Consider the following 12,681-nt stretch of genomic DNA (forward strand, 5'->3'; position numbering starts at 1 on the left):
GGGGGTCGCCGGAGAGGCTGGGTGGGCGGTCACAGTGTCCAGACTGGCAGACCCGCGGGCCGCCTCGGTGCGTGCTGTCGGCAGGGCCGCAGTGCTCGAATCGTTCATGCCTCCAGCCTCCCGTCTGGGTCAGCGGCATCACATCCCGTCCGCCGCCGGATCGGTTCGGGGGTTAACCCCCACCAAGGCTCGCCTTCGTTAGTGCAGCCTCAGCTTCGTTGCGGAATTCCGAGGGCGCAGTAGCGTTGTGGTCAGGCAGAAGAAAGGACGCCACCATGACGGACATCGCTGCAAGCCAGAGCGTTTCGAACCCCGACGTCGCCGCAGGGGTCGCACAGTTCCTCACCCCCGTGGTCATCGACCTCACCGCACTCGTCGTGAACGGCAAGCAGGCGCACTGGCACGTGCGCGGCGCCAACTTCATCGGCGTGCACGAGCTGCTCGACACGATCGTCGACCACGCCCAGGAGTGGGCCGACCTCGCCGCGGAGCGCATCGTCGCCCTCGGCCTCCCGGTCGACGCGCGCCTCGGCACCGTCGCAGCCAAGACCACCACCGCGGAGCTCACCGCGGGCTTCCGGCCCTCGAACGAGACGATCGCCGAAGTGATCGCCCAGATCGACGCCGCGCTTGCGAGCGTCAACACCGCCGTTGCAGAGCTGGACGAGCTCGACCAGACCAGCCAGGACGTCGCCATCGAGATCGCCCGCGGTCTCGACAAGGACCGCTGGTTCCTGTTCGCCCACATCAGCGAGTAGGTCGCACGCAGCGAGGGGCACGTTGTTGTCCCCTTCGGCATCCGAAGGGGACAACAACGTGCCCTTCGGCGTGTTCAGAGGGTGGAGTGGGTGAAGCGACCCGCGAGGAGGGTCGCGGAAACCGGCATCGCCCGCAGCTCGTCCACCGTGGCACCGAACGGATCCCGCTCCACGAGCGCGAGGTCGGCGGGCTCGGTCACGGCGACGCGAGACCGCGTGGAGGCGTCGAGCGCGGCCGACACGGAGATCCGCTGCTCGGGATGCCACGGCTCACGACCGTCACGTGTGCGACCCACCGCTGACGCGATCGCCGCCCACGGGTCGAGCGGCGCGACGGGAGCGTCCGAGCCGAATGCAAACCGGGCGCCTGACGACAGGAGGTCGGCGAGCGGAAACGCGTCGTGGGTGCGGCCGGCCCAGAGCCGGTCCGCGACGTCGCGGTCGTCCATCGCGTGCTCCGGCTGGACACTCGCCGTGACGCCGAGCTCGGCGAACCGCGGGATGTCGGCCGGGTCGATCAGCTGCGCGTGCTCGATGCGGCCTCTCGCGCCCACGGCAGCGAACGCATCGAGGGCTCGACGGTTGGCCTCGTCGCCGATGGCGTGCACGGCGGGCTCGATGCCATTGGCGACGGCGAAGCGCAGGTCGGCCAGGAGCTCGGCCGGCGTCAGGTTGGCGACGCCATGGCCGCCGTCCGGATACGGATGCCGGCAGAGCGCCGTGCGGGTGTTCAGCGAGCCGTCGGAGATCACCTTGAACGGCCCCATGCTGAGGAGGCCGCCGGTCCCGTCGATCACGCCGCCGGTCCGCAGGCCGAGCGCCGCGGCGTCGTCCAGCCGGTCGCGGTAGACGCCAAACTCGACGCGGAGCGACTGCAACCCTGCCGTGATGCGGCGCGTCCACGTCTCCAGACTCCACCCGTACTCGAGGTCGACGATGCCGACGACACCGCGTTCGGCGGCGCGCTGCGCGGCGTCCGCCGCCCAGTGGTCGAGCGTGGTCACGTCGGTCGGTGTGAGCGCGCTGGTCAGTGCGAAACTCGCGTCCTCGCGCAGGAGCGCGCCCTCCGTACCTGGCGCGAAGCGGGCCATCGCTGCGGAGTTCAGCCACGAGCAGTGCAGGTCACCGGCGATCAGCACCACCGGTCGGTCGCCGGCCGCGGCGTCCAGCAGCTCGCGGGTCGGGAGGTCGGGCCACCGTGCGTCGTGGAACCCGAAGCCGACCAGGACGTCCGAGCCAGGATCCGCACGCGCGCGCGAACGGACCAGCTCGGCGCACTCCGCCGCCGACGCCGCGCCTGACACGTCCAGGCGTCGGGCCGTCTGCGCCCACTGCGTGAAGTGGACGTGCTGATCCCAGAGGCCCGGGATCAGCCAGCGCCCGTCGACCGGGAGGTGCTCGACGTCACGATCAGCCGATGAGCCAACCGGGCGCACGGACGTGATAACGCCGTCGCGAACGGTCACATCGACGTGGGAATCCGACCCCGCTAGCCGGGCCCCCGCGAGCACGACGCTCATCGTGCCGCGCGGCGGCGGTCGTGCACGAGCTGCATCTCGCGGAGCAGCGCCGGGCTGGCATACGGCGAGTCGCCGCCCAGCTCGGTCATGATCGAGTCGACGATGTGGCCCGGTCGGTTCTGGCTCATCTTCTGCTTGGCGACGATCTTCGTCGGCGTCAGGCGGAGGCCGACCGTGCCGGACGAGATGCGCTCGGCATAGCGCTCGTCTTCCAGCGTGCCGCGCATCTGCCGCGGGTTCGGCAGCTCGCGCTCGAAGTGGTCCACGAGCTTCTCGAGCACAAGGAGGTTCTCCTTGGCGCTGAGGATCTCCGGAACGCCCGAGAGATGGACGGCCACGAAGTTCCAGGTCGGCACCGCCGGATCGGCGTCGTACCACGACGAGGAGATGTAGCCGTGCGGGCCCTGCAGGATGACGAGCAGCTCGTGCTCCCCCAGCTCGTGCAGCTGCTCGTCGGGCCGGCCGACGTGGCTGACGATGCTGAGCTCCTCGCGCGTGTCGTCGAGGATCACCGGGTAGTGCGATGCGACCAGCCCCGCCGACGTGCTGCTGACGAAGGTTCCCCACGGGTTCTCACGGATGATCCGCTCGATCTCGGCCCGCTCGCCCAGGGCGAAGCTGGGATTCTGACGCATCGGCGCCCTCCTAGGCTTGGTCTTTCGGGCACCAGTACAGCTTGCGCCCGCCCAGCTCCTCCATGAGGATGTGCGTTCCGCACACGCGGCAGGGCAGCCCCTCGCGCTTGTACACCCAGTGCCGGTCCTCCCGCTTGGCCATCGCCTTGCGGTACGACTCGTCGTCGAGGTCGTCCATGGTCATCATCTGCCCGGTCTCGACACCGATCTGCAGCAAGTGCACCCAGTCGCGCCAGAGCGCGCGCACGGTCTCTTCGGGGACGAGCTTGCCCGGCGTGTGCGGGTTCTGCCGGGCGCGGAACAGCAGTTCGGCACGGTAGACGTTTCCGATACCGCTGACCACGCTCTGGTCCATCAGCAGCAGAGCGATCGCGGTGGGCTTCGAGCGCACCTTCGCGACGAAGGCCTCCTCGGCCTCCGGGCCGGCGTCGACCTGCGGGTCGGGGCCGAGTTTCGCGATCACCGCGTCGACCTGCGCCGGGTCGAGCACCTCGCACGCCGTCGGGCCGCGGAGGTCGGCGACGGCCGTGTCGCTGAGCAGACGGACGCGCACCTGGCCGACGGGCTCCGGCGGGAAGACGTCGATGTCGGCCTCCACCTTCTCGGACTCCGACATGCGCAGCCGCGTGCGGCGGGGAGCGCCGATCGAGTGCAGGGAGTTCTCGCCGGCCTCGTCCAGAATCGTGCCGGTCTGGTTGGTCTGCCCCATCCGCCCGTTGGCGCTCGCGATGGTGGGATCGACGCTGATGTCGCCAGCGAAATCCCAGGCGCCGTAGATGCCCAGGTGGATGCGCAGCCAGAGGTCGTTGTCGAACTCGAGGAACATCTGCTTGCCGACGGCCTTCGCCGCCACCATCGTGTGCCCGTCGATGCGCGTGGCGTCGGCGGCGAACCGGCCCTGCGGGGAGGACACGGCGATGCGGTGGCCCACGAAGTTGACGGCGAACTGCTTCGCGATGCGGTGGACGGAGTGGCCCTCGGGCATCAGCGGTCCACGTTCTTGCCCGCGATGTCGCCGGTCGCCTCGAACTCGGCGAGCTGCGCGATGCGGCGCACGTGGCGTTCCTCGAGCGAGAACGGCTCGGCGATGAAGACGTCGATGAACCGTGTCGCCTCCTCGACGGTGTGCTGCCGCGCGCCGATCGAGATGACGTTCGCGTCGTTGTGCTGGCGGGCCAGCAGCGCGGTGCTCTCGTTCCATACCAGCGCCGCACGCACGCCCAACACCTTGTTCGCCGCGATCTGCTCGCCGTTGCCGGAGCCGCCGAAGACGACGCCAAGGGCCTCCACGCCGGCCTGCTGATCGCGCACGACCGCCTTGGCCGCGTTGATGCAGAACGCCGGGTAGTCGTCGAGCGGGTCGTACTCCGTCGGGCCGTGGTCGACGACCTCGTGACCGGCCTGCGACAGGTGCTGCTGGAGGTGCGTGCTGAACTCGAGACCGGCGTGATCGGTGGCGATGTGGATGCGCATGCTCACAGTCTAGGGAAGGCCTCCGACGCCGCCGGCGCAGCCGACGCGCGACCTCACTAAGGTGGATCGGGTGGACACGATCCACAGCCCATCCGCTTTTCCAAGGAGACAGCGTTGCCCGGAGAAAACCTCACCCGCATCGAAGCCCAGGAGCGCGCGTCGCTCGTCCGCACCCACAGCTACGACGTGGCCCTCGACCTGACCACGGGTCCGGAGACCTTCCGCAGCACCACGACCGTGCGGTTCTCCGCGACGCCGGGCGCCTCCACCTTCATCGACGCCATCACCCGCACGGTCCACTCCGTCGTGCTGAACGGCGTGGAGCTCGACCCGGCCGTCGTCGCCGATGGGGTGCGCATCCAGCTGGACGGACTGCAGGCCGAGAACGAGCTGACGGTCGATGCCGACGCGATCTACACCAACACCGGTGAGGGCCTGCACCGCTTCGTTGACCCGGTCGATGGCGAGGTGTACCTCTATTCGCAGTTCGAGGTGCCGGACTCGCGCCGCATGTTCGCCGTGTTCGAGCAGCCCGACCTGAAGGCCGAGTTCACCTTCACGGTGACGGCTCCCGCGCACTGGGCGGTCGTGAGCAACTCCCCCACGCCGGAGCCGGTGGACGCCGGCGAGGGCGCGAAGACCTGGTCGTTCGCCCCGACCCCGGTGATCTCCTCCTACATCACAGCGCTGATCGCCGGTCCCTACGAGTCCGTGCACAGCGAGCTGACCAGCCGCGACGGGCGCACCATCCCGCTCGGCGTCTACGCCCGCAAGAGCCTCGCCGAGTACCTGGACGCCGACTACATCTTCGAGAAGACCCGCGAAGGTTTCGCCTTCTACGAGGAGAAGTTCGACTACGCCTACCCGTTCGAGAAGTACGACCAGCTGTTCGTACCGGAGTTCAACGCCGGCGCGATGGAGAACGCGGGCGCCGTGACGTTCACGGAGACCTACGTCTTCCGCTCCAAGGTCACCGACGCGATCAAGGAGCGCCGCGTCGTCACGATCCTGCACGAACTCGCGCACATGTGGTTCGGCGACCTGGTCACCATGAAGTGGTGGAACGACCTGTGGCTCAACGAATCGTTCGCCGAGTACGCCTCCACCCTCGCCACCGCCGAGGCGACCGAGTGGTCGGAGGCATGGACGACCTTCGCCGCGATGGAGAAGAGCTGGGCGTACAAGCAGGACCAACTGCCCTCCACGCACCCCATCGTCGCCACGATCAACGACCTGGAGGACGTTCAGGTCAACTTCGACGGCATCACCTACGCGAAGGGCGCCTCGGTGCTCAAGCAGCTGGTGGCCTGGGTCGGCCAGGAGGACTTCCTCGCCGGCGTCGCGCAGTACTTCACGAAGCACCAGCACGGCAACACCGAGCTGACCGACCTGCTGGTCGAGCTGGAGGCCACCAGCGGACGCGACCTCACGGAATGGTCGAAGAAGTGGCTGGAGACCGCGGGCGTCAACACGCTGCGCCCGGAGATCGCAGTGGACGCCGACGGGACGATCACGGCCTTCGCCATCCTGCAGTCCGCAGCGGCCGACTACCCGACCATCCGCCCGCACCGCCTCGCCGTCGGCTTCTACGACCTGGTCGACGGACGTCTCGTGCGCACCTCCCGGGTGGAGCTGGACGTCGACGGCGACCGCACAGAGGTGGCCGAACTCGTCGGCCGGAAGCGTCCGGCGCTCGTCCTCCTCAACGACGACGACCTGGCCTACGCCAAGATCCGCCTCGACGAGGAGTCGCACCGGGTCGCCCTCGAGCACCTGTCGTCGATCGAGAGCCCGCTCGCCCGCTCGCTGGTCTGGGGCGCGGTCTGGGACGCCACCCGCGACGCGGAGTCCAGCGCGAGCGACTACGTGCGCCTGGTGCTCGGCAACATCGCCTCCGAGACCGAGTCCACCACGCTGCGCACCACGCTCAACCAGCTGGTGCTCGCGGCGGGCAGCTATGTGGCGCCCGAGCGTCAGAAGCAGACGAGCGAGGAGGCCGCCTCCGCGCTGTGGACGCTCGCGCAGCAGGCCGAGGCCGGCAGCGACGCGCAGTTCCAGTTCGTCAAGTTCTTCGCCGCACTGGCCTCCACCCCGGAGCAGCTCGCCACCGTGGCGCAGCTGCGCGACGGCACCCTGACGCTGGACGGCCTCACCGTGGACACCGACCTGGGCTGGGAGCTGCTCGTCGCCCTGGTCGCGGGCGGAGCAGCAGGCAACGCCGAGGTGGATGCAGCGCTCGCCGCCGACAACACCGCGAATGGTGCCCAGTTCGCGGCGCAGGCCCGGGCGTCCATCCCGACGCTCGAGGGCAAGCAGGCGGCCTGGGACTCGGTGTTCGCCTCGGACAGCCTGCCGAACACGATCGTGCGGTTCACCGGCCTCGGCTTCCAGCGCGCCGCCGACCACGAGGTGCTCGCCGCGTTCGTCGAGCCGTACTTCGCGGCCCTGCAGAGCATCTGGACCTCGCGCACCTACAAGATCGCGGAGTACCTGGTCGCAGGGATGTACCCGGCTCCGCTCGCGAACACCGCGCTCCGCGACGCGACGCGCGCGTGGCTCGACGCCAACCCCGAGCCGGCCGCGCTGCGTCGACTCGTGGTGGAGAACCTGGCCGGTGTCGAGCGCGCGCTGGCCGCACAGGCACGCGACGCGAGCTGATCCCCACCGCACCGACCGAACAGGGTCGCGGCTCGAAGCGAGCCGCGACCCTGTTCCGTACCGGGCCGGGCTTCGAACCGCCGGGCCATACAGTCCATCCGCAGGTGGTACCCGGGTTCGATGACGCGGACCCCCGCGCGGCCCTAGTCTCGATCTCATGATCCAACTCGACAACCTCACCAAGACGTTCGGCAGCAAAACCGCTGTCGATGGGATCTCGGCGACGATCCAGCCGGGCAAAGTCACCGGCTTCCTCGGCCCCAACGGCGCGGGCAAGTCCACCACCATGCGCATGATCATGGGCCTCGACCGACCGACCCGCGGCAGCGCGACCATCAACGGCAAGCGCTACGCCGAGCTGCGCTCTCCTCTCGGGGAGGTGGGCGCCCTGTTGGACGCGAAGGCGGTGCACACCGGTCGGACCGCGTACAACCACCTCCTGGCCATGGCCGCCACCCACGGCATCTCGAAGCGCCGGGTGCACGAGGTCATCGGCCTCACCGGGCTGGAGACCGTGGCCTCCAAGCGGGTCGGCGGGTTCTCGCTCGGCATGGGCCAGCGGCTCGGGATCGCCGCCGCCATGCTCGGCGACCCCGCCACGCTCATCCTCGACGAGCCGGTCAACGGTCTCGACCCGGAGGGCGTGCTCTGGGTGCGCCAGTTCGCCCGGCACCTCGCCGGCCAGGGCCGCACCGTCTTCCTCTCCTCGCACCTGATGAGCGAGATGGCCCAGACCGCCGACCACATCATCGTGCTCGGCCGCGGCCGCATCCTCGCCGACGCCCCCGTCGACGAGATCCTCGCGGGTGCCACCCGGAGTGCCGTTCGCGTGCGCACCCCCGAGGTGGAGCGACTGGTCAACGCGATCAACTCCCCCGACATCACGATCACCGGCGTCGAGGCGCAACTGCTCGAGATCAGCGGCATCAGCGCCGCCCAGATCGGCGACGCCGCTGCAGCGGCCGGCATCGCCCTCCACGAGCTCACCCCGCTCAGCGCCTCCCTCGAAGAGGCCTACCTCGAACTCACCCAGGACGAAGTCGAATACCACTCGGAGGTCGCCCGATGAGCACCGCAACCGCCACCACGACCACCGCACCGCACCAGCACTCGGAGATCGGCCGGCTGAGCTTCCCCCGCGTGCTGCGCTCGGAGTGGATCAAGCTGCGATCGCTGCGATCCACGTTCTGGACGCTGATCAGCGTCGTCGTGCTCGTCGTCGGCTTCGCCGCCCTGCTGAGCTTCTCCATCCCCTCGGCGACCACTCTCGTGTCCGAATCCGGCCCGCGTGGCGCCGGGCTCGACCTGAGCAGCATCGTCGCCACGGCAGCCACTTTCGGCCTGCGGTTCGCCCAGCTGGTCGTCGCGGTGCTCGGCGTGCTCGTGATCAGCGGCGAGTTCTCCACCGGGATGATCCGCTCGTCCTTCGCCGCCGTCCCGCACCGCTTCCCGGTGCTCGCTGCCAAGGCGATCGTGCTGTTCGCCGTCTCCTTCGTCATCGGGCTGGTGAGCCTCGCGGCCTCCTGGTCGATCGCCATCGGAGTGATGAGCGGCAAGGGCTACCACCGCGAGCTCTTCGAGGCGTCCACCCTCTGGTCGATCCTCGGGGGTGCCGTCTACGTCGGCCTGGTGGCGGTGTTCGCCCTCGGGCTCGGGACCATCATCAAAGCGAGCGCCGGCGGCATCTCCGCGGTCGTCGGTGTGCTGTTCCTGCTCCCGATCCTGGTGCAGGTCGCCGTCGGCCTGCTCCCGAAGGTCACCTGGCTGGCCGACTGGTCGCACTATCTGCTCAGCAACAACGGCGACGGCATGGCCGGGCTCGCGAACGGCACCCTCGAGCCCTGGCAGAACGTCCTCACCGTGGTGATCTGGACCGCTGTCTCCTTCATCGGCGGCGCGATCCTCCTGCAGCGACGGGACGCGTGACCCCGCAGGTGACCGCTCCCGACACCGCCCCGGCCGACCTCGAGCTTCCGAGGCCGCCCGGGGCGGTGCGGCGCTTCTTCGGCGCGCATCCGCTGCTGGTGGATTCGCTCGTCGCCGGCGTCTACCTCGTTCCTGCCCTTGCGGAGGGGCTCTTCCACCTGGTCGTAGGGCCGAGCTGGACGACGGCGCTCGCGCTCCTCCTCGCGATGATCGCCGGAGCAGCGCTCTTCGCGCGCCGCCGTCACCCGCGCGCGGTCTTCGCGATCGCGCTCGCGGTGCTCGTGCTGAGCGTGTTCGTCGGCCGGAACGTCGACTTCGTGCCCACCGTCTTCGCCCTCTACGCGCTCGCGGTCTACCGGTCGGCTCGCTCGGCCTGGATCGCCTACGGCGTGACAGCGGTCGCGACGATCGGCGTGCTCGTGGTCACTGAAATCGTCGTCGCCGCCCACGTCTTCGGGCCGTTGTCGACGGAGGCGACGCCCTCGGGCTTTGCCGCGCTCTCGTTCTGCACCGTCGCCGTGCTCGTCGGCACGAACGTCGGCAACCGGCGCCGCTATCTCGACGCCCTGATCGACCGCGCACGCCAGCTGGCCCGCGAGCGCGACCAGCAGGCGGAGATCGCCACGGCCGCCGAGCGCAGTCGCGTAGCCCGCGAGATGCACGACATCGTCTCGCACAGCCTGACCGTCATGATCGCGCTCGCGGACGGGTCGGCCGGGCTCGTCTCCACTGCACCCGAGCGCTCGGCCGACGCGATGCGGCTCGTCGCAGAGACCGGTCGCGGAGCGCTCGGCGACATGCGCCGACTGCTCGGCGTGCTGCGAGCGGGCGACGAGGAGGCCGCGCACGCACCGCAGCCCGGTCTCGGCGAGCTCGGCGAGCTCGTCGAACGTTTCCGTGCGGCCGGCCTCCCGGTGCGGATCACCGTCTCGGGGCCGGCGCCGGCCGACGTCGGCCAGCAGCTCACCGTCTTCCGCGTGGTGCAGGAGGCTCTGACCAACGCCCTCCGGCACGCGGCGCTGGCGACCGCCGTCACCGTGACGATCGAGTTCGGCGCCGCGCGCATCCGCATCGTGGTGGAGGACGATGCGACCGTGCACACCGGCTCCGTCCACGGCTCGGGCAGCGGGCTCCTCGGACTGCGCGAACGCGTCGCCCTGTACGGCGGCACCCTCGAGACCGGGCCGCGCCGCGGGGGCGGCTGGCGACTGGTCGCGGACTTCCCGACGGTCGCCGCCGCGCAGGACGCGCACGCCGCACCCGCACCGACGACCGCGACCCTCTCCCCCGAGACCGCCGCGGGCTCCGCCCCGGCCCCAGATCCCGAGCCCAGGAGGCCCGAATGACCGACCCCCAGTCCGTTCCCGACCGCCCGCTGCGCATTCTCCTCGTCGACGACCAGGCCCTCGTGCGCCTCGGCTTCCGGATGGTGCTGGAGGCCGAGCCCGATCTCCAGGTCGTCGGGGAGGCCGCAGACGGCGCGCAGGCGATCCGACTGTCGGTCGAGACGCGACCCGATGTGATCCTGATGGACGTGCGCATGCCGACCCTCGACGGCATCGAAGCGACCAGGCGGATCGTCGCGGCCAACCCGGCGGCGCGCATCATCATCCTCACCACCTTCGACCTCGACGAGTACGCCTTCGGCGGCCTGCGCGCCGGCGCCAGCGGCTTCCTGCTCAAGGACGCCCGGCCGTCCGAGCTGACCGCCGCGATCCGCGCCGTCGCGACCGGGGACGCCGCCGTCAGCGGCCGGGTCACCCGGGCGATGCTCGAGCTCTTCGCCGACCGGCTCCCGGCCTCTGGGGCGACACCGGCCGGCGTCGACCCCGCTGGAGCTCTGACCCCGCGTGAGCGCGAGATCCTCCTGGCGATGGCCGACGGCCTCACGAACGGCGAGATCGGGGCCAAGTTCTTCCTCACCGAGTCGACCGTGAAGACCCACGTCGGCCGCGTCCTCTCGAAGCTCCAGCTGCGCGACCGCGTGCACGCGGTGATCTTCGCCTACGACAACGGGCTCGTCGAACGGTGACCTCCCGGCCCGGTCCAGGGGATGCCAAGGCCCCACTCGGTAGGATTCCGAGCGTATGGGAATTCTGAAAGCGAACTTCTGGACCGAAGTCGGCGTGTGGCTGACCACGGCGGGTTGGAACCTCCTGCACGCCGCCCTGATCGTCGTCGGAGCCTTCGTGCTCAGCTGGATCCTGCGGGTGCTGATCCGGCGGGTGGTCAGGCAGATCGTCAGCGGTGTGAAGAAGGGCCAGAGCGTCACCGATACGCAGGCCCTCGTTGCCTCGCCGCTCGCGGCCGTCCGCGTGGTTCAGCGCACGCGCACGCTGGGATCGGTGCTCAGCAATATCGTCAACGTCACGATCGGGATCATCACGATCATCTTGGTCATCCAGGTGTTCGCGCCCGACGCACTCACCTCGTTCGCCCTTCTCACCGCTGCGATCGGCGCCGGCCTCGGTTTCGGTGCGCAGAACATCGTGAAAGACGTGCTGAACGGTCTCTTCATGGTCATGGAGGATCAGCTCGGCGTCGGCGACGTCGTCGACCTCGGGTCGGCGACCGGCGTCGTGGAGGCGGTCGGTATCCGGATCACCCAGGTGCGCGACGTCAACGGCACGCTCTGGTTCGTCCGCAACGGCGAGATCCTGCGCGTCGGGAACATGTCGCAGGGCTGGTCGCGCGTGATCGTCGACCTCGCCGTGCCCTACGACACCGACATCGAGGCCGTCCAGTCGGCGATGATGGAGGCCGCGACCGCTCTCGCGACGAGCCCCAAGTGGCGTTCGCGGGTCCTCGACAAGCCCGAGCTGTGGGGCTTGGAGTCCGTTTCCGCCGACGCCATGGTCATCCGAATCGTGCTCAAGACGCGCACCACGGCGAAGGACGACGTCTCGCGCGAGCTCCGACTCCGTCTCAAGCAGGCCACCGACGGGCTGGGCATCAAGCTGCCCTCCCTCGAGGCGGTCGTGCTCAGCGGCTTCGACAGCGCGGGCAGCGTGAACGGCGCCAAGCCGCCGCGCACCCGGCCGACCCCCGTCGTGCCCGAGAAGCCGGTCAGCGGACGCAAGGCGCGCGCGGCCGCCAAGCGCGCCCCGAAGGCGGTGGCCGACCCCGGAGCCATCCGCATCCGGCCCGCGATCGAGAGCGCGGCGGATGCCGCAGCCCCGCGCACCGGGACCCCGGCCTCGCCGGCGGCTCCGCGCGCGCCGCGGAGCCCGAAGCAGCCGCCGGCGCAGCCTCCGACCACCCCACCGCCGACAACCCCACCGCCGACAACGGAGTGAGATGACGACCATCCCTGTCGGGCCGCCGACCGGCCCGTCCTTCTTCGAGCAGCTCGGCGGACACGACACGTTCGTCCGGCTGGTCGACACGTTCTACCGCGGTGTCGCCGACGATCCCGTGCTGCGGCCGATGTACCCGGAGGAGGACCTCGGTCCCGCCCGCGAGCGTCTCACGCTCTTCCTCGAGCAGTACTGGGGCGGCCCGACCACCTACAGCGAGCAGCGCGGACATCCGCGCCTGCGGATGCGGCACAACCCGTTCCGGGTCAATCCCGACGCGCGCGACCGCTGGCTGGCGCACATGCGCGTCGCGGTCGACGAGCTCGGCCTGCCTCCGCTGCAGGAGGAGACCCTCTGGAGCTATCTGGAGCGTGCGGCGTTCGCTATGGTCAACACATTCGAGGAGTGATCCCGT

General features: G+C 70.0%; 12 protein-coding genes. 8 read left to right on the forward strand and 4 right to left on the reverse strand.

The window, feature by feature from the left end:
- The first annotated feature begins 275 nt into the window (after nucleotides 1-275).
- Nucleotides 276-758: a Dps family protein gene (locus JNB50_RS20770; RefSeq protein WP_208042045.1), complete on the forward strand. Its 483-nt coding sequence runs from the start codon at nucleotides 276-278 to the stop codon at nucleotides 756-758.
- 74 nt (nucleotides 759-832) lie between these two features.
- Here the strand turns inward: JNB50_RS20770 and JNB50_RS20775 are convergent, their stop codons facing one another.
- Genes JNB50_RS20775 through JNB50_RS20790 form a run of 4 tightly spaced genes read right to left on the reverse strand, consistent with a single transcriptional unit; the run spans nucleotide 833 to nucleotide 4,386 of the window.
- The gene (locus JNB50_RS20775; RefSeq protein ID WP_307794819.1) at nucleotides 833-2,224 is read right to left on the reverse strand and encodes an amidohydrolase; all 1,392 of its coding nucleotides are present in this window, start codon (nucleotides 2,222-2,224) and stop codon (nucleotides 833-835) included.
- Between the two features lie 50 nt (nucleotides 2,225-2,274).
- Nucleotides 2,275-2,913, reverse strand: a complete 639-nt coding sequence (locus JNB50_RS20780; protein ID WP_208042047.1) for an FMN-binding negative transcriptional regulator — start codon at nucleotides 2,911-2,913, stop codon at nucleotides 2,275-2,277.
- 10 nt (nucleotides 2,914-2,923) lie between these two features.
- Complete coding sequence (locus tag JNB50_RS20785; RefSeq protein ID WP_208042048.1) at nucleotides 2,924-3,898, reverse strand: Fpg/Nei family DNA glycosylase; 975 nt, start codon at nucleotides 3,896-3,898, stop codon at nucleotides 2,924-2,926.
- Nucleotides 3,898-4,386 carry a ribose-5-phosphate isomerase gene (locus JNB50_RS20790; protein WP_208042049.1) on the reverse strand — a complete coding sequence of 163 codons (489 nt, stop codon included), beginning with the start codon at nucleotides 4,384-4,386 and terminating at the stop codon, nucleotides 3,898-3,900. Before JNB50_RS20790 ends, JNB50_RS20785 begins: the two co-directional genes overlap by 1 nt.
- Before the next feature lie 114 nt (nucleotides 4,387-4,500).
- Between JNB50_RS20790 and pepN the strand changes: the two genes are divergently transcribed.
- The 7 genes from pepN to JNB50_RS20825 all read left to right on the forward strand — a co-directional run bounded on the left by pepN (nucleotide 4,501) and on the right by JNB50_RS20825 (nucleotide 12,675).
- The gene (pepN, locus tag JNB50_RS20795; RefSeq protein ID WP_208042050.1) at nucleotides 4,501-7,044 is read left to right on the forward strand and encodes an aminopeptidase N; all 2,544 of its coding nucleotides are present in this window, start codon (nucleotides 4,501-4,503) and stop codon (nucleotides 7,042-7,044) included.
- A gap of 157 nt (nucleotides 7,045-7,201) precedes the next feature.
- Nucleotides 7,202-8,113: an ABC transporter ATP-binding protein gene (locus JNB50_RS20800; protein ID WP_208042051.1), complete on the forward strand. Its 912-nt coding sequence runs from the start codon at nucleotides 7,202-7,204 to the stop codon at nucleotides 8,111-8,113.
- Nucleotides 8,110-8,970, forward strand: coding sequence for an ABC transporter permease subunit (locus JNB50_RS20805; RefSeq protein ID WP_208042052.1), 861 nt, complete (start codon nucleotides 8,110-8,112; stop codon nucleotides 8,968-8,970). The genes JNB50_RS20800 and JNB50_RS20805 overlap by 4 nt, the downstream gene beginning before the upstream one ends.
- Nucleotides 8,967-10,316, forward strand: coding sequence for a histidine kinase (locus JNB50_RS20810; RefSeq protein ID WP_307794820.1), 1,350 nt, complete (start codon nucleotides 8,967-8,969; stop codon nucleotides 10,314-10,316). The genes JNB50_RS20805 and JNB50_RS20810 overlap by 4 nt, the downstream gene beginning before the upstream one ends.
- A complete protein-coding gene (locus JNB50_RS20815) occupies nucleotides 10,313-11,002 on the forward strand; it encodes a response regulator transcription factor (RefSeq protein WP_208042053.1) in 690 nt (229 codons plus the stop codon). The genes JNB50_RS20810 and JNB50_RS20815 overlap by 4 nt, the downstream gene beginning before the upstream one ends.
- A gap of 55 nt (nucleotides 11,003-11,057) precedes the next feature.
- Complete coding sequence (locus tag JNB50_RS20820) at nucleotides 11,058-12,266, forward strand: mechanosensitive ion channel family protein (RefSeq protein WP_208042054.1); 1,209 nt, start codon at nucleotides 11,058-11,060, stop codon at nucleotides 12,264-12,266.
- Between the two features lies 1 nt (nucleotide 12,267).
- Complete coding sequence (locus tag JNB50_RS20825; RefSeq protein ID WP_208042055.1) at nucleotides 12,268-12,675, forward strand: globin; 408 nt, start codon at nucleotides 12,268-12,270, stop codon at nucleotides 12,673-12,675.
- Nucleotides 12,676-12,681: the final 6 nt, after the last annotated feature.

This window comes from Leifsonia sp. TF02-11 (genome assembly GCF_017565305.1).
Taxonomy (GTDB): Bacteria; Actinomycetota; Actinomycetes; order Actinomycetales; family Microbacteriaceae; genus Leifsonia.